At 61.8% G+C, this 16,152-nt stretch carries 13 protein-coding genes; 10 read left to right on the forward strand and 3 right to left on the reverse strand.

Features of this window, described 5'->3' with window-relative positions:
- Entirely contained in the window at positions 1-534 is a 534-nt protein-coding gene (locus NB311A_RS14230) for a histidine phosphatase family protein (RefSeq protein ID WP_009799311.1), read from the reverse strand.
- A gap of 255 nt (positions 535-789) precedes the next feature.
- Between NB311A_RS14230 and NB311A_RS14235 the strand changes: the two genes are divergently transcribed.
- The 6 genes from NB311A_RS14235 to NB311A_RS14260 all read left to right on the forward strand — a co-directional run bounded on the left by NB311A_RS14235 (position 790) and on the right by NB311A_RS14260 (position 10,183).
- On the forward strand, positions 790-2,190 hold the full coding sequence (locus NB311A_RS14235) for an FAD-binding oxidoreductase (protein ID WP_040675337.1): 1,401 nt from the start codon (positions 790-792) through the stop codon (positions 2,188-2,190).
- A gap of 179 nt (positions 2,191-2,369) precedes the next feature.
- Positions 2,370-2,882 (forward strand): peptide-methionine (R)-S-oxide reductase MsrB, encoded by a 513-nt coding sequence (msrB, locus tag NB311A_RS14240; RefSeq protein WP_040675438.1) that lies wholly within the window; start codon positions 2,370-2,372, stop codon positions 2,880-2,882.
- Between the two features lie 229 nt (positions 2,883-3,111).
- The gene (locus NB311A_RS14245; RefSeq protein ID WP_040675440.1) at positions 3,112-4,953 is read left to right on the forward strand and encodes a flagellar hook protein FlgE; all 1,842 of its coding nucleotides are present in this window, start codon (positions 3,112-3,114) and stop codon (positions 4,951-4,953) included.
- A 71-nt stretch (positions 4,954-5,024) separates the two neighbouring features.
- Positions 5,025-6,887, forward strand: a complete 1,863-nt coding sequence (gene flgK / locus NB311A_RS14250; RefSeq protein ID WP_009799315.1) for a flagellar hook-associated protein FlgK — start codon at positions 5,025-5,027, stop codon at positions 6,885-6,887.
- 27 nt (positions 6,888-6,914) lie between these two features.
- Positions 6,915-8,420 (forward strand): hypothetical protein, encoded by a 1,506-nt coding sequence (locus tag NB311A_RS14255; protein ID WP_009799316.1) that lies wholly within the window; start codon positions 6,915-6,917, stop codon positions 8,418-8,420.
- 305 nt (positions 8,421-8,725) lie between these two features.
- Positions 8,726-10,183, forward strand: a complete 1,458-nt coding sequence (locus NB311A_RS14260; protein WP_009799317.1) for a pyridoxal-dependent decarboxylase — start codon at positions 8,726-8,728, stop codon at positions 10,181-10,183.
- A 25-nt stretch (positions 10,184-10,208) separates the two neighbouring features.
- On the opposite strand, the gene flbT is transcribed toward NB311A_RS14260, so the two are convergent.
- On the reverse strand, positions 10,209-10,640 hold the full coding sequence (gene flbT, locus NB311A_RS14265; RefSeq protein ID WP_009799318.1) for a flagellar biosynthesis repressor FlbT: 432 nt from the start codon (positions 10,638-10,640) through the stop codon (positions 10,209-10,211).
- Between the two features lie 330 nt (positions 10,641-10,970).
- On the opposite strand from flbT, the gene NB311A_RS14270 reads away from it, so the two are divergent.
- The 4 genes from NB311A_RS14270 (at position 10,971) to NB311A_RS14285 (ending at position 15,561) form a co-directional block, all read left to right on the forward strand.
- Positions 10,971-12,545: a flagellin gene (locus NB311A_RS14270; protein WP_009799319.1), complete on the forward strand. Its 1,575-nt coding sequence runs from the start codon at positions 10,971-10,973 to the stop codon at positions 12,543-12,545.
- A gap of 387 nt (positions 12,546-12,932) precedes the next feature.
- Positions 12,933-14,543, forward strand: a complete 1,611-nt coding sequence (locus tag NB311A_RS14275; RefSeq protein ID WP_009799320.1) for a flagellin — start codon at positions 12,933-12,935, stop codon at positions 14,541-14,543.
- Between the two features lie 257 nt (positions 14,544-14,800).
- Positions 14,801-15,166, forward strand: a complete 366-nt coding sequence (gene flaF, locus NB311A_RS14280) for a flagellar biosynthesis regulator FlaF (RefSeq protein ID WP_009799322.1) — start codon at positions 14,801-14,803, stop codon at positions 15,164-15,166.
- Positions 15,167-15,195: 29 nt separating this feature from the next.
- Positions 15,196-15,561 carry a hypothetical protein gene (locus NB311A_RS14285; protein ID WP_009799323.1) on the forward strand — a complete coding sequence of 122 codons (366 nt, stop codon included), beginning with the start codon at positions 15,196-15,198 and terminating at the stop codon, positions 15,559-15,561.
- A gap of 62 nt (positions 15,562-15,623) precedes the next feature.
- Here NB311A_RS14285 and NB311A_RS14290 read toward each other — a convergent pair whose 3' ends face one another.
- Entirely contained in the window at positions 15,624-15,989 is a 366-nt protein-coding gene (locus NB311A_RS14290; protein ID WP_009799324.1) for a hypothetical protein, read from the reverse strand.
- Positions 15,990-16,152 lie beyond the last annotated feature (163 nt).

Below are 16,152 nucleotides of genomic sequence, written 5' to 3' on the forward strand. Positions count from 1 at the left end.
TCAGGATTCCTTCAGCAACTTCGGGCTGACATACCGGGCGAGTCGTCCGCCACCGAACGTGATGCTGTGCCAGCGATCGACGGCGAAGTCGATCACCGCAAGACCTGACGTCGGCAGGTTATCGGCCAGCGCCGCGCGCCCGGCTGCGTCACCGCTGCCGATCAGGCGAAGCGCGAGTTCGTGCAGGCCGGGATTATGCCCGACGATCATCAGGCGCTCAGGATCGGGGCCAACGGAATGAATAATTGTCAGGAGTTGCATCGGCTCGGCGCCGTAAAGCTCCGGCAGATGCTCGGTAAGTCTTTGAGCCATTTCATCTGGAAACATTTTCCGAATGATGTCCCAGGTCTCGCGCGCCCGCACTGCGGTCGAGATCAACACCAGATCCGGCAGCAGCGATAGTTCTCGGACAAGCCAGGCGCCGACTTCGGTGGCGTCGTTCTTGCCGCGCGCGGTAAGCCGGCGATCCCTGTCGCTCCCGCCGGGAGCATGACGTTCGGTTTTGGCGTGTCGAAGCAGCAAAAGGCGGCGCATGAGGCTGACCCAATTCGGAGTTAAGTATGACCCGGAACGCGGGATACAGGTATCAGTCGTGCGGTTTGTGGAGGGGATTGTGCGCAATTCGCGCGAGTCCACCAACCGAATGTGAGATCCAGAAACTCCACCGAAAACGCAACTTCTAGCATTTCCAAAATCGTCTGCTGAAACGGGATGTAAAATACTAATATCGCACCACTAGTCTGCAACGTCGCACGGGACAAGGTCATAAGGGTAGTGGTAGGAAATGCGATGACTTCGGAAAGCATAAACGCGGCCGATATTCCCGGAAATGCGGAGTCCGCGGGGCAGGCGCGGCGACACGAGCAACTGACTTTCGATCTCGATGTTGAAATCTGCGTCGTCGGCGGCGGGCTGGCCGGCCTCACCGTGGCGTTGGAGGCGGCGCGGACAGGCGCGAACGTCGTCGTGCTCGAAAGCCGTCATGTCGGCTGGAGCGCGTCGGGCCATCATCTCGGGACGGCGATGCCCGGCTATGCGCTTCCGCTTTCCGACCTGATCGCGCGTGTCGGTTTCGATGATGCATATGAACTCTGGTCGCTGTCGCGAGCCGGCGCCGATTACGTTCGCGCCCATGCCGCTGAAGATGTCATTCCGGGACTCGGGTTCACCGAAGGCGTGCTCGAGGTTTCCAATGTCGATGCGGGTGAGCGGCTCATCAGCCATCTGCAGATGCTCAGCGAGGATTTCGCGACCGAGGCGGAAGGGTGGCAGATCGATCGCGTCCGCAACGCCTTGAGCACCGACCGGTATTTTCACGCGGTGCATTATCCGCGAGCGTTCCAGATCGACGGTCGCAAATATATTCACGGCCTCGCCGAGCTTGCGCGCAAGGCCGGTGCTCGCATCTTCGAACATACGCCGGTGATCAGCATCGATCCGTCCGGAATTCGGAAACGTATTGCGACGCCGCGGGCGCGTCTGCGGGCTTCCCACGTCGTGCTTGCGGGCAATGTCCATCTCGGCGAAGCGTTGCGCCGATTATCCGATACGCTGGTGCCGGTCTGGCGTTATGCCGCCGTCACCGCGCCTTTGGGGGCACGACTTGCAGAGGTGGTGAGGTTTCAGGGCTCTGTCATCGACGCCGACGGCATCGATCATTTTCGGATCATCGATGGCGACAGGCTGATGTGGGCGAGCCCTGAAACCACCTGGGAGGCGCGGCCCGAGCGTCAGAGAGGGGCGATCCGCAGGCGTATCCTTACCACCTTCCCGCAACTCGAGACCGTCGAGATTGCGGAGGTTTTCTGCGGCGCGGTCGGTGAGACCGTTCACGGCATGCCGCAGGTCGGGCAGTTGCAGCCCGGACTATGGGTTGCGAGCGGCTTCGGCCGGCAGGGATTGAATACCTCGGCGATGGCCGGACAACTGATCGCCCGCGGGATGCTGGAAGGTGACGACCGCTGGCGGTTGTTCGCGCCGTTCGAACTGGTATGGGCGGGCGGAACGACCGGACGCGCGGCGGGCTATGCGATCGGCACGGCCATGCGAGCGCGTTCCGCCGCCGCCGGCGTGCTGGCGCGCTATCGCGAACGAGCGCGGCTCAATGCAGCCAATCGCAAGGCCAAAGCGCGGCCGCCGCGCGTTGCGGCTCCTCACATGTCGGCTTCAAAGGACTCCGGGGAAATATGAGCGGGTGGCTTTAATCTCTTTCCGCAAGCCCGGTTCCGCAAGCCCGGGGAGGGAGCTAACGCTTTCCGGAATAACCTCGCGGGAACGTGAGAAAATTCCGGGCGCGTCCGTGTAATTTTACTCAGGCCACCTCATATCAGATGCCGTTGAATCGGTTCGCGCCGGCACCGGAGACAGCCATGATTGATCGTCGCATCCTGCTCGCATCCGCCGGTCTCGCGGGTCTGTTCGGCTTTCGCTGGGTGTGGAGGGAATCCGCCTGGGCAGCCGAGACGAAGGCCGCGCGAAAGTTCGAGATCGAAAAGACTGATGCCGAATGGCGGGCGCAGCTCAAGCCCTGGCAATATCACGTCCTTCGTCAGCATGGCACCGAACCGGCCTTCAGCAGTCCGCTGCTCAGGGAGCATCGCAAGGGTACATTCGCCTGCGCCGGCTGCGACCTGCCGCTCTATTCGTCGGAGACGAAATTTGAAAGCGGCACCGGCTGGCCCAGCTTCTGGAGGCCGCTCGACAACGCTGTCGGAGAATCGACCGACACAACGCTTGGCATCGCGAGGACCGAGGTGCATTGCCGTCGCTGCGGCGGCCATCTCGGCCATGTTTTCGACGACGGGCCGAAACCGACGGGCCTGCGTTACTGCATGAACGGGCTGGCGCTCGTTTTCCATCCCGCTTCGCCATCGGCGACGTAGAATATTCGCGTAAAATAACAGGGGTCTCGATTGCTCGCGACCGCGAGGCGCTTCCCCGGCAAGAGTTGCCGGCCAAGGCAAGAATGCCCTGGGCTCCGAAGCCGGAACATATGCTAACCTACTGAAATAATTTGTCTCTTCCGTTGGCATGGAGATTGCGACTCCGTTTGCCGATCGTGGCGAGGTTGACCTTGCGCTTAGGGCCGCCCGGATCGAGTTGGAGAGACGTATGGGTATTTTCGACGCACTGAATACTTCGGTCGGCGGTTTGCAGGCACAGTCCTTCGCACTTCAGAATATCTCCGGCAACATCGCAAACTCCCAGACCACGGGCTATAAGGGTATCACCACCGCCTTCGTTGACCTGATCCCGGATTCGACCACCCCCAATCGTCAGGTTGCCGGCGGCGTGACCGCCTATGCGACCCCGACCATCAGCAGTCAGGGAACGGTGTCGGCCTCGACGGTCGGCACCTACATGGCGATAAACGGCGATGGCTTCTTCAACGTCCAGACGCCGACGGGACGGGTCGACAATCAGCCGCAGTTTTCCGGCGTGACGTACTACACGCGGCGCGGCGATTTTCAGGTCGACGCTCACGGCCATCTTGTCAACAGCGCCGGCTACTATCTGATGGGCGTAGCGGTCGATCCCAAGACGGGCAATCCGCTCGGCAATGTGCCGCAGGTGCTTAAGTTCCAGAACAGCTTCGTTCCGGCGCAAGCCACGACGACGGTGCAATACGCCGCCAATCTTCCGGCGGTCCCGAGAACGCTGTCGAGCGCGACCGCGCCCGTCGGGAGCATCACGGCGGCCGGCGGATTGAATCCGTCCGACTTCACGACCAATTTCAATCCGCTTGTGGTCGGCACGCCGGCGCCGCCCTATACCGACAACACCACCATGGGGTCGCCGGCGACCAACCAGCAGACCCCTCCGGTCGCGATCACCAGCGCGACGCTTTTGTCGGGCACGGCGCCGAGCGACTCGTTGCCGGGTGGATTCGCGGTCGGGGACACCATCACCGTGAATGGCACCACGATCACCTTCACCGACGCCAGCACCGCGTTGCCGCCGGGCGCGCAGGACGCGACCCATGTCCGCATCGACGACACCGTCGGCGATCTGCTGGGCAAGATCGGCGCGATCACCGGCCAGGCTCCGACGATCGACGCCGGCACCGGCGCAATCACCCTGCATACCGGCACCGCGCAGGACCTCTCGGTCACGAGCGCGTCTTCCGGCTGGACGGCGATGGGCTTCGGCGCGACCACCAACATCGCGCGCGGGGGTGGCGGCACGCCCGGCGCCGGGGTGGTGATCGCCAACGACCAGACAATCTTCCAGCAGCAATCGATCAGCGGCGGCGCGGTCACGGCCTATGATGCGACCGGAACGGCGGTGAACCTGCAACTGCGCTGGGCCAAAACCGACAGCGCCTCGCTCGGAGCCGGGCATTCCGATACCTGGAACCTGTTCTATCAGGCCGATCCGAACGCCACCGGCACGCAGGCGGCGTGGATCAATGTCGGCACCAACTTCACCTTCGGCGTCAACGGCCAGCTTTCGAGCCCGGTCGGGTCGTCCATCACCATTCCCAGCGTCAGTGTCGGATCCCAGTCGCTCGGCAACCTCACGCTGAATATCGGCTCGGGCGGTCTGACCCAGTATGCGAGCAGCGGCGGCAACGCCACCATCAACGCGATCAACCAGAACGGCTACGCCGCCGGACAGTTGCAATCGGTCGCCATCAACAATGACGGCATCGTGGTCGGCACCTTCTCGAACGGGCAGAACCTGTCCCTGGCGCAGGTGTCACTGTCGCACTTCAACGGCACCAACTACCTCAAGGCGCTCGACGGCGGGGCGTATGCGGTGACCGACGAGTCAGGGCCGGCAATTGCGGGCGCGGCAGGGCACATCAGCGGCTCGTCGCTCGAAGGCTCCAACACCGATATCGCCGACGAGTTCACCAAGCTGATCGTGACCCAGCAGGCCTATTCGGCGAATACGAAAGTCATCACCACCGCGAACAGTATGGTTCAGGATCTTCTGAACGTGCTGCGCTAGAGCCTTCCGCTTCTGATTGAATCAGGAGCATGGCTCTCAGATTTTGATCCGGCTTCGAGGCGGGCAAAGAGATGAGTTTGAGTTCGGCCCTCTCCATCGCCATGTCCGGCTTGCGCGCCAACCAGGCCGCGCTGTCGATCGTGTCCGGCAACGTCGCCAACGCGAACACGCCGGGCTACGTGGCGCAAACGCTGGTGCAGGATCAGATCGTGACCGGCAGCACCGGTTCCGGCGTCCGCATCATAGGCGTCAGCCGCACGCTTGACGCCTATGTCCAATCTCAGTTGCGTACGGAAAACGCCGGCAGCGCTTATGCAAGCCAGATCGCCGCAGTGCTCGGCCAGTTGCAGAACGTCTATGGCACCCCGGGCAACGACGGAACGCTTGAGGCCGCCTACAACAGGTTCACCTCCGCATTACAGGCGCTGTCGGCGAGTTCAGGCAATCCTGCAGCTCAGTCGTCGGTGCTGAACGCCGCGCAGGCGCTGGCGCAACAGCTCAATGCGACCACCGGCGGCATTCAGACGCTGCGATCCAACGCCGAGCAAGATCTGTCTGTATCGGTCTCGCAGGCCAGCGCGGCGATGCAACAGATCGCGCAGCTCAATCAGAGGCTGCAAAGCGTGAGTGTTCAGGATCCGGCGGCTGCTACGCTGATGGATCAGCGCGACGCTGCGATCGACCAGCTTTCAAGGTTGATGGACATCCGTGCGGTAACCGATGGCGCCAATCAAACCTCGGTATTCACCACGTCCGGCGTCCAGCTCGTCGGCGGCGTGTACGCGTCAACGCTGACATTCAATGCGCAGTCCTCGCTCACCGCGAACTCGCAATGGAACGCCGATCCCGCGAAGTCGAGCGTCGGCACCATCATCTGCCAGCTTCCGAATGGCGCCAAGATCGACATGATCGCTTCGCAAGGCATCAACTCCGGCCAGATCGCCGCCGATGTCCAGTTGCGCGACAAGATTTTGGTGCAGGCGCAGAACCAGGTGGACCAGATGGCGGCGACGCTCGCCAGCGCGTTGTCCGACATCACCACGGGCGGCGTGCCGGTGACTGGTCCGCCGTCGGGTTTTGACCTTGATCCGTCCAATATGCTGCCGGGCAACTCGTTCAGCGTCACCTACACCGACTCCGGTAACGTCTCGCACACCGTCACCGTGGTGCGGGTGGACGATCCGGCGGCGCTACCGATTCCGAATACGGCCTCCAATCCGAACGATAGCGTGATCGGCGTCGATTTCTCTGGCGGACTCGCCTCGATCGTGTCGCAACTGAATGCGCAGATCGGGGCTACGTCGCATCTGACGTTTTCCGCTTCCGGGTCGCAGTTGCGGGTGGTCGACGACGGCTCTGGTGCATCGACCGTGACCGCGGCATCGACCACGACGACGGTGCAGTCGCTCGCATCAGGGAATCCGCAACTGCCATTCTTCACCGACCGCGCCTCACTCTATACCGGCGCGATCACAGGCTCCGCGTCGCAGATCACAGGGCTGGCGGGACGCATCCAGGTCAACGCCGCGCTGCTCGCCGATCCCTCGAAGCTCACGATCTACAGCACGTCGCCGGTCACGCCCGCCGGCGACACCACGCGCTCCGACTTCATTTTCGACCGGTTGACGTCGGCGACCTTCACCTACTCTCCGAACACCGGCCTTGGCGCGGCGGCAGCGCCGTTCCAGGGGACGTTGCCCTCGTTCCTGCAGCAGTTCGTCAGCTTGCAGAGCGGTGCGGCGACGACCGCGAAGCAGGTCGCGCAGGGCCAGGAGATCGTCGTCAATACCCTGCAGAAAAAGTTCGACGCCGAGGCGGGCGTGAACATGGACACCGAAATGGCCAATCTGATCGCTTTGCAGAATTCCTATGCGGCGAATGCGCATGTGATGACCGTGGTCCAGAGCATGATGCAGACGCTGTTGCAGGCATAATTGTAACGACGGCGCAAGGCGGTTCTCATGGCAGTCAACGGCATCGGTTTCGGCAACACCATCCTCGGCGGTTCGATCCGCAATCTCAAGGCGCAGATGGCCGATTTGCAGGGCCAGCTCACGAGCGGCAAGCGCGCGACAACCTATTCGGGCATGGGCGCCAACGAAGGCTTTGCGATCGCGGCGCGCGCGCAACTGTCGAACATTGCCGCCTATACCGACACCATGATGAAGATCAACACCAACATTGGAGTTGCCAATACCGCGCTGCAGGCGCTCTCCGACATCGGCACGCAGTTGCAGAATGCCGCGATCAGCGGGTCGCAGACGTTGAACAGCATGGGGCAGACCGCAGGCCAGCAGACCGCGGTCGCTGAATTTTCGTCGATGGTCGGCATCCTGAACACGCAGGCTGGCGATCGCTACATCTTTTCCGGCAGTACGATCTACACCCAGCCGGTGGCTTCGTCCGATCTGATCCTGAACGGCAACGGGGCAGGGCAGGCCGGGTTGAGGCAGGTCATCTCCGAGCGCAAGCAGGCGGATCTGGGAGCCGGTGGCCTTGGCCGCATCGACATTTCCTCGCCGACCGTCACCTCCGTGGCGGTCGCGGAGGATGCATCACCTTCCGTTTACGGCCTGAAACTGCAATCGGTGTCGTCGTCATTGTTAGGAGCCACAGTTACAGGTCCGACCGGAGCGCCGCCCGTCATCTCAGTCGATCTCGGCGTTACCAACCCGGTCGATGGCGACACAGTGAGTTTCACCTTCGATCTTCCGGACGGCACCAGCGAGACAGTACAACTGACCGCGTCCAGCGAAGTGCCGGCGCCTGCCGGCAGCTTCGCGATTGGCGCGACGCCAACTGCTACCGCCGCCAACCTCAACGCCGCACTGACGAGTTCGATCGGAAAACTGGCGAATACCTCGCTGGTCGCGGCCTCCGCCGTCCGCGCGACGCGTGATTTCTTCGACCAGCCGCCGCAGCGCGTTGACCTGACCCCGCCGGCAACGCTTGCCACGGCCACCGCCGCTGTGAACGGCACGGTCGCAGATACTGTCCAGTGGTACACCGGAGACGATGGCGCGGGCTCAGCGCGCGCGACCTCGGTGGTGCGGGTCGATTCTTCGGTGACGGTGCAATATGGGATGCGTGCGAGCGAGGATGCCATCCGTTCGCTGATGGAGTCCGTCGCGGTTCTTGCGGCAGTGACGACATCGCCGACCGATCCGAACGCGGCCGATCAAATTTCGGCGCTCAACTCGCGCGTGGCGCAAAATCTGACGGTCGCGCCCGGCAGCCAGACTATCGGGGATATCCAGGTCGATCTCGCCAACGCGCAGACCGTGATGAAGGATGCGACCGCGCGGCAGAAACTGACGCAAGCGACGATGCAGAACATCATCGACCAGGCGGAGAATGTTTCCACTGACGAAGTCGCAAGCCAGCTGCTGGCGTTGCAGACCGACCTGCAGGCTTCATATCAAACCACGGCTATGCTCTCGCAGCTCAGTCTGGTGAAATTCCTCTGACGATATTATCTACGTCGGAGCCGGGATAGCCCGGACCCAGACCAGGGAACGACAAAACCCGTTCCAAAACCCGTCATGGTGCGGTACTCATGGGGAATTCCCGCGCTGCCGGGACGTGCCCGCCTTTTGGTTGGAACGGGAGCGGGCTGGCGCGAAGGTCCATCAGCCCATTCGGAAAATGGCGAGCAGAAGCCCTTTGCGCGCGGCAAGGAAGCACGTTTCATGCGCAGCTTTGAGATTGAATTCGCCTCTCGTTGCTACGAGGAGCCGCACACTGTTCTCACGTGCGGTGGGGAGCGGGCGGCATGAAGCCTGCATCGCGCGACGCCCTGTCGCAACCCGATGAAACGCTCGATCCGGACGACTGGGACATGCTTCGCGCGGAGGGGCACGGGATGCTCGATGACATGTTCGACTATATCGCAGGCATTCGCGCGCGCCCGGTGTGGCGGCCGATCCCGGCGGAAGCGCGCGCCTGTTTTCGCGAAGACCTGCCGCGCGAGGGCGTCGATGTCGCCGACATTTATCAGGAGTTTGCCGAACTCATCGCGCCGTACACCGCCGGGAATGTCCACCCCGGATTCATGGGATGGGTCAACGGCGGCGGCACAGCGGTCGGGATGCTGGCCGAGATGCTGGCGGCGGGGTTGAACGCCAATGTCGCCGGCCGCGATCAGATGCCGATCGAAGTCGAGCGCCAGCTCGTTTTGTGGGTGCGGCAGATGTTCGGCTTTCCCGATACCGCGAGCGGCATCTTCGTCACGGGAACGTCGATGGCGAACCTGATGGGAATTCTGGTGGCGCGTTCGGCGCGAATCGGCCCGTCCGTGCGCCAGCGCGGCTTGTTGGATCGCGGCGCCGGTCTCATCGCCTATACATCGGTTGCGACGCACGGCTGCATTGCCCAGGCCATGGACCTCGCCGGCTTCGGCACCGACGCCCTGCGACGGATTCCGGTTGACCGCCGTCATCGCATCGATGTCGATGCGCTGCGTGCGCAGATCGCGGTCGATCGCGCCGCGGGATTTGAACCATTTCTCGTGATCGGGTCGGCGGGGACAGTCGACATCGGAGCGATCGACGATCTTGCGGCGCTGCATGGCGTGTGCCGCGACGAGAAGCTATGGCTGCATATCGATGGCGCATTCGGCGCGCTCGGAGTTCTGTCGTCCGAAATCGCACCTCGTCTCGCGGGAATTGAGAGCGCCGACTCCATCGCTTTCGATTTCCATAAATGGGGACAGGTGCCCTACGATGCGGGTTTCCTTCTCGTCCGCGACGGCGAGCAGCACCGCCGCACGTTTGCGGCGCCGGTCGCCTATCTGCGCCGGGAGACGCGCGGGCTTGCGGCGGGCTCGCCGTGGCCATGCGACTACGGCCTGGATATGTCCCGCAGCTTTCGCGCGCTGAAGACGTGGTTCACATTGAAAGCCTATGGCACCGAGAGGCTCGGCGCCATGATTGACCGGACCTGCGCGCTGGCGCGTTGCCTGGAAGCGAAGATCGCGGCCGAACCGAAGCTCGAACTGCTCGCGCCGGTGCAGCTCAACATCGTGTGCTTCCGCTATCGGGCCGATGATGCCGACAGGGTCAATGCGAACATTGTCGCATCGCTGCACGAGTCGGGACTCGCGGCGCCGTCCACGACCATGCTGGACGGCAGGCTGGCGATCCGCGCGGCGATCGTCAACCATCGCACCGGAATGCGCGACATCGAGGCGCTGGTGTCGGCGGTGCTGTCGTTCGGCACGCGCGAAGCCTGAGGATGACCGGTGTTTGACCGCCCGATCAGGCGGAGCGCTTCTTCCTGGCGTCGGCGCGCCCGGCTGTCACCTTGCTGCCGTCCATCAGCTTCTCCTCGTAAGCGATCAGCTTTTTGACCTCCTTGAGCGCCTTGTAGAGGTCGCCGTTGAGGATGTCGTTGTTGATGCCTTCGATGATCGGCCATGCGCCCGGCATGGTGGTGATGATGTCGCGCAGCAGGCTGAAATACGTGCCGTGATTGATCTGCGGTTCCGGCGACAGATACATCAATTGCACCGCAAGGTAGATCAGCTTGGCGGGCGTATCCGCCGTTTCCGGCGTCAGGATGTCCTTCTCGCGAAGGATCGGAATCTTGTCCCCTTCGATCAACAGCCGCGCGCGCTGGTCGGTGTTGGTCACGACGCAGGCGCCGATGATGATGCGTTCATGCGGCTTCAATTCGACTTTCAGCGCCATGACGGTTTCCTGTCATTGAAATAAGCGGACGCAACAACGCTGCCGTTGGCTAACCAAAATGCGGTGGAAGGCCGCATCGGTGCGAGCATCGCGGTAGGAGCTTGCCATGATCCTTTCCCATTGTGGTTAACGATCGGTAAATGGCCCTTGCGGCCTTTGCCATCAAATTCGTCTAAGTCACGGTTGCGACGTTACAATTTGACGTACCCGGGCACTCGCGAGTCCGCTATCGGTTTCATGCTTTCTTAGAGTCTTCCCATCACTGTAGCGCCTCGCCGAGGATCTTCGGCGTATGGGCGTATGTGTATTCACACCAGAAAGGTATGAAAAATGTCCGATATCGTTCTCTCCGCATCGGTTCGCCAGAATCTGCTTTCGCTTCAGTCGACCGCTGAGCTGCTCTCGACGACCCAGACCCGCCTTGCCACCGGCAAGAAGGTCAATTCCGCTCTCGACAATCCAACGAACTTCTTCACCGCTGCCGGCCTCGACTCCCGCGCCAGCGATATCAACAACCTCCTCGACTCGATCGGCAACGGCGTACAGGTGTTGCAGGCCGCCAACACCGGCATCACCTCGCTGCAGAAGCTGGTCGATACAGCGAAGTCGATCGCCAACCAGGCGCTGCAGGCGACCTCCGGCTACTCCACCAAGTCGCAGGCGACCACAGCCGCCATCACCGGCGCGACTGCGGATAACTTGCTCGGAACCGCTGGCGCCCCGACCGCGAACTCGGTGACGGGTTCGGTCGTGCAGAATGACGATACCGACGGTGCTGCGAACATCACCGGTGCAACCCTTCTGTCCGGTACGCCTGGTTCAGGTTCGAACAACCTGGCCTCCGGTTTCACCATATCGGACACGATCGTTGTCAACGGCACGACGATTTCGTTCGTTGCGTCGGGTGCGACCGGCGATCAGCTCAACATTACCGATGACGTGGATACCTTGCTGGCCAAGATCGACTCGATTACCGGCGGCACCTCGTCGGTTTCCGGTGGTCAGATTACGCTCGGCACCGGCACCACTGAGGATCTCGTCATTTCGGGTTCCGGCCTTGCCAAGATCGGCCTCACCGCGGGAACGACCGCGCTGACGCCGGGCACAACCGCACTCAGCGGCAAGACCCTGACCATCGGCGCGACCGCTGACGGCACCGCGACCAGCGTCACCTTCGGTACCGGCGCTGGCCAGATCAATACGCTCGACCAATTGAACACGGCTCTCGCCGCGAACAACCTGACGGCCTCGATCAACTCGGCGGGCGCGATCACCTTCACCACGACCAACGATTACGCGTCCGCGACGATCGGTGCGTTCGGCGGCGATGCGACCACCGATCCGAATACGTTCGGCGCGATGACTGCTTCCGCTCCGGTCGAGGACGCCAACGCGCAGAACACCCGCGCCACGCTGATCGGTCAGTACAATCAGGTCGTCGACCAGATCCGCACCACCGCGCAGGATGCCTCCTTCAACGGCATCAACCTGCTCAACGGTGACCAGCTGAAGCTGGTGTTCAACGAAACCGGCAAGTCGACGCTGACCATTCAGGGCGTGACCTTCGATCCGGCCGGCCTCGGCCTGGCGTCGCTGGTCAAGGGCACCGACTTCCTGGACAATGCTTCGACCAACAAGATTCTGGACTCGCTCAACACCGCGTCCAGCACGCTGCGCTCGCAGGCTTCGACCTTCGGTTCCAACCTGTCGATCGTGCAGATCCGTCAGGACTTCTCCAAGAACCTGATCAACGTGTTGCAGACCGGATCGGCGAACCTGACGCTGGCCGACACCAACGAGGAAGCGGCGAACAGCCAGGCGCTGGCCACCCGCCAGTCGATCGCGGTATCGGCGCTGGCGCTGGCCAACCAGTCGCAGCAGAGCGTGCTGCAACTGCTCCGCTGATCGCAAGCGCATCTCAGACGACGGAAACGGCGGGGGAAACCCCGCCGTTTTTTTTTTGACCAGTTCTTATGAGCCGGATTATCGGTCATTATTCGTAAAGCTTTGAAAGAACAGCGGAAACCGTTTGTACGAGCGCCGCTCCGAGCTTTTGAGTTTCGCAGCTAACATCGTGAATCAAACCCCTGAGCCGCCTTGCATTCCGCCGCTCAGGTTCAGAAAGCGCGTCATCGCCACGAATATCGGATTGGCGTGTCTCGCCGGGCCGCGCGATCGAGCGCGCGGGTTAATCGGAGGTTAACCATAAATTAAAACGTCTTGTTCACCTTTCCGATCAGGGACCGGCTCTCGGGGCGAGCTGGCGTCCGCGCACGTTAGGGAAGGCCAGACATGTCCGACATCGTTCTCTCGGCATCCGTTCGCCAGAATTTGCTCTCGCTGCAGTCCACCGCTGATTTGCTGGCGAGAACGCAGCACCGTCTCGCCACCGGCAAGAAGGTCAACACCGCCCTCGACAATCCGACCAATTTTTTCACCGCAGCAGCGCTCGACAACCGCGCCAACGATATCAGCAATCTGCTCGACGGCATCGGCAACGGCATCCAGGTGCTGCAGGCGGCCAACACCGGCCTGACCTCGCTGCAGAAGCTGGTGGATACGGCAAAGTCGGTCGCCAATCAGGTTTTGCAATTCCCGATTGGCTATTCACAGAAGTCGTCGGTGGAGAGTCTTCCCATAACGGGCGCGACCGCGCTCGATCTCAGAGGCACGACACCGTTCACGAATGCCGCCGCGACACCCGGCACAGCGCTGAAGACCGGCACATCCAACGCCGCGGCAACCGGCGCCACCCTTATCAATGCGCTGACCGACGGTGCAGTCGCGACACCGACCGGCCCGGCGGCCGGCGAAAGCTTTGTCGTCAACGGCAAGACCATAACCTTTGTCGCTTCCGGCGCGGTGGCCGCAGACGCCTCCGGGAACATCACGATCGGTATCGACCAGACCTTGGACTCGCTGCTCGGGGTGATCGACGTGCTGCACGGTAACGCCGACACGGCATCGACGGTCAACGGCAGTGGGCAGATCGTGCTCAACACCGGCATCGTTCATGATCTCGTACTGACCGATTCAACGCCGGCCGGCGTCCTCGCAAAGCTCGGCCTCACCGCGGGAACAACGGCGCGCGGCGGAGGCGTGGGGAGCCTCGACGGCAAGACGCTGACGATCGGACCGACCGGCGACGGCGTCGCGACCAACATCACGTTCGGTGACGGCACCAACGGGACCGTCAGAACCCTCAACGACCTGAACGCGCAGCTTGCCTCGAACCATCTCCAGGCCACGATCAATTCAGCCGGCGTCATCACGATCTCGACCGCCAACGAGGCTGCCGCCGAGACCATCGGTGCGATCGGCGGGACCGCGGCCGGCGCGGGATATGCGTTCAACGGTCTCGTCGCCGGCGCGCCCGTTCAAGATCCGGCGGTACAGGCGTCCCGCGCCGGCCTCGTCAGTCAGTACAACAACATTATTCAGCAAATAGACACGACAGCGGCGGACTCTTCCTTCAACGGCATCAATCTGCTGAGCGGCGACACGCTGAAGCTCATCTTCAACGAGAGTGGAAAGTCGACGCTGACGATTACCGGCGCCAACATGAATGCAGTCGGTCTTGGACTGGCGAGCCTGACGGTGGGCGTTGACTTTCTCGACAACGGCTCGGCCAATAGTGTGCTCGCGAGCCTCGACACAGCGTCGAGCACTCTGCGCACGCAGGCTTCGACGCTCGGCTCCAACCTGTCGATCGTGCAAATTCGTCAGGATTTCTCAAAGAACCTGATCAATGTGCTGCAGACGGGCTCGTCGAACCTGACTCTCGCCGACACCAACGAGGAGGCTGCCAACAGTCAAGCCCTGGCAACTCGACAGTCGATCGCGGTGTCCGCACTGGCGCTGGCCAACCAGTCGCAACAAAGCGTCCTGCAATTGCTACGCTGATGACGTGATCGCGGGCATGATCTCGCGGAGGCCACTTTCGAAGTTGCCTTTTCCATTGCCGCGAATGCTCCTTCTCACCTGAAGATCGAAGGAATTCTCGCAACCAGGCTTGCCGGCACAACTGCAAAGCCTGCATTCGTTCGCCATTTTTTCGACGTATCTAAAAACGCCGGGTAACCCATTTTAAAGGTGGTGCTGATAGACATTCGGCAACGTCGAGTTGCCGCGCGCCCTTTTCTTTTCCCCCGAGGTTTTAGATGTCGAATGCTGCTCAAGCCTACGCCCGGACGGCTCAAACCTCGTCGTCTCCGCGTGAAATCGAGGCGCAGGCTTTGCTGAAGGCGGCGCGGCAGCTTCGGGAGATCCAGGAGCACTGGAAAGGGCCGGACAACGACATGCACAAAGCGTTGTTGTTCAACCGCCGTTTGTGGTCGATCTTCATGAGCGCGGCGGACAGCGAGAGCAACCCGCAGCCGCTGGAAGTTCGCCAGAACATCGCCAACATCGGCGTGTTCGTGATGAAGCAGACCGTGGACATGCAGCTCAATCCCGACCCTGCAAAGCTGACGGCGCTGATCGACATCAACTGCAATCTCGCAGCCGGCTTGTCCGGGCGAGCGTAGACCTTGCCGTTGCAGACGGAGCCGGATCATTGGCCGACGTCCTGAACATCCTGGCATCGAACTACAAAACGGTCGGTCAGAATGTCAGTCTGAATACCGGAAAATACGTTAACGTCGATCCTGATGTTTTCGAGGGGACGTGGAGCGGCAAGTACGCCAACCAGAAGCCGTTCTCCGTGACGGTCTCGAACGTCAACGGTTTCCGCGCCAAGGCCAAGTACCAGTATGGAAACACGATCAAGTATCAGGAAGTCCTGATAAAGAATAACGCATTTCGTATCGGCGATTCAAAGTTCGTGCTGACAAAGGCAGGCATCGCGCAGGTCAGCACGGTCATGAGTGATCCGGCGACCGGTGCAAGCACCCTTGAGACGGCTTACGTCCATCAGAACTGAGCATTATTTTGATTGAGCATGATCTTATCCGAAAACCGGCTTCCACTTTTCGGGATCATGCTTTAGGCGTGCCGGTCGGTAGCGGCCGAAGCTCCGCGCTCAGCATTCATGAGATCAAGTGTGCGGAAATAGGCGCGTCGCCGCAGCATCGCCTCTTCGGGGAACTGCTTCACGACGATGCTCGTCCGGCTATCGACGACCTGGTAGACCACGGAGGCGGCGTCACGATCGACGACCACCTGGCGTGACAGTGTATCGCGGGAGGTCTGCAGGTCGTTGCGGACGCGCGTGCTGATGTCCGTCGCGGTGACGCTTTTGCTCGGCGGAAGTTGAGTCGCCACGGCATCGTTCGCGGCCGGGCCCGCCGGCTGAACGACTGGCGCCGCGACCGGTCCTCCAACCGGTTTGATACTGAAATCCGTACCCATGGTCGCCTCCAGGCTCCCCTCGAGTCAAATCCCAACCCCCTTCTAAAAACAAGCCTAGCGCCTGTCTCTCAACGCTGCGTTAGAAAACGTGTTCAATGAGGTGCTGCAATGAGCGCAAGCATTTGAATTAAATGGGATGGAGTGCGGAAGGCAGGGATCGGTA

Origin of the sequence: Nitrobacter sp. Nb-311A, assembly GCF_000152905.1 — a bacterium.
Lineage (GTDB): Bacteria > Pseudomonadota > Alphaproteobacteria > Rhizobiales > Xanthobacteraceae > Nitrobacter.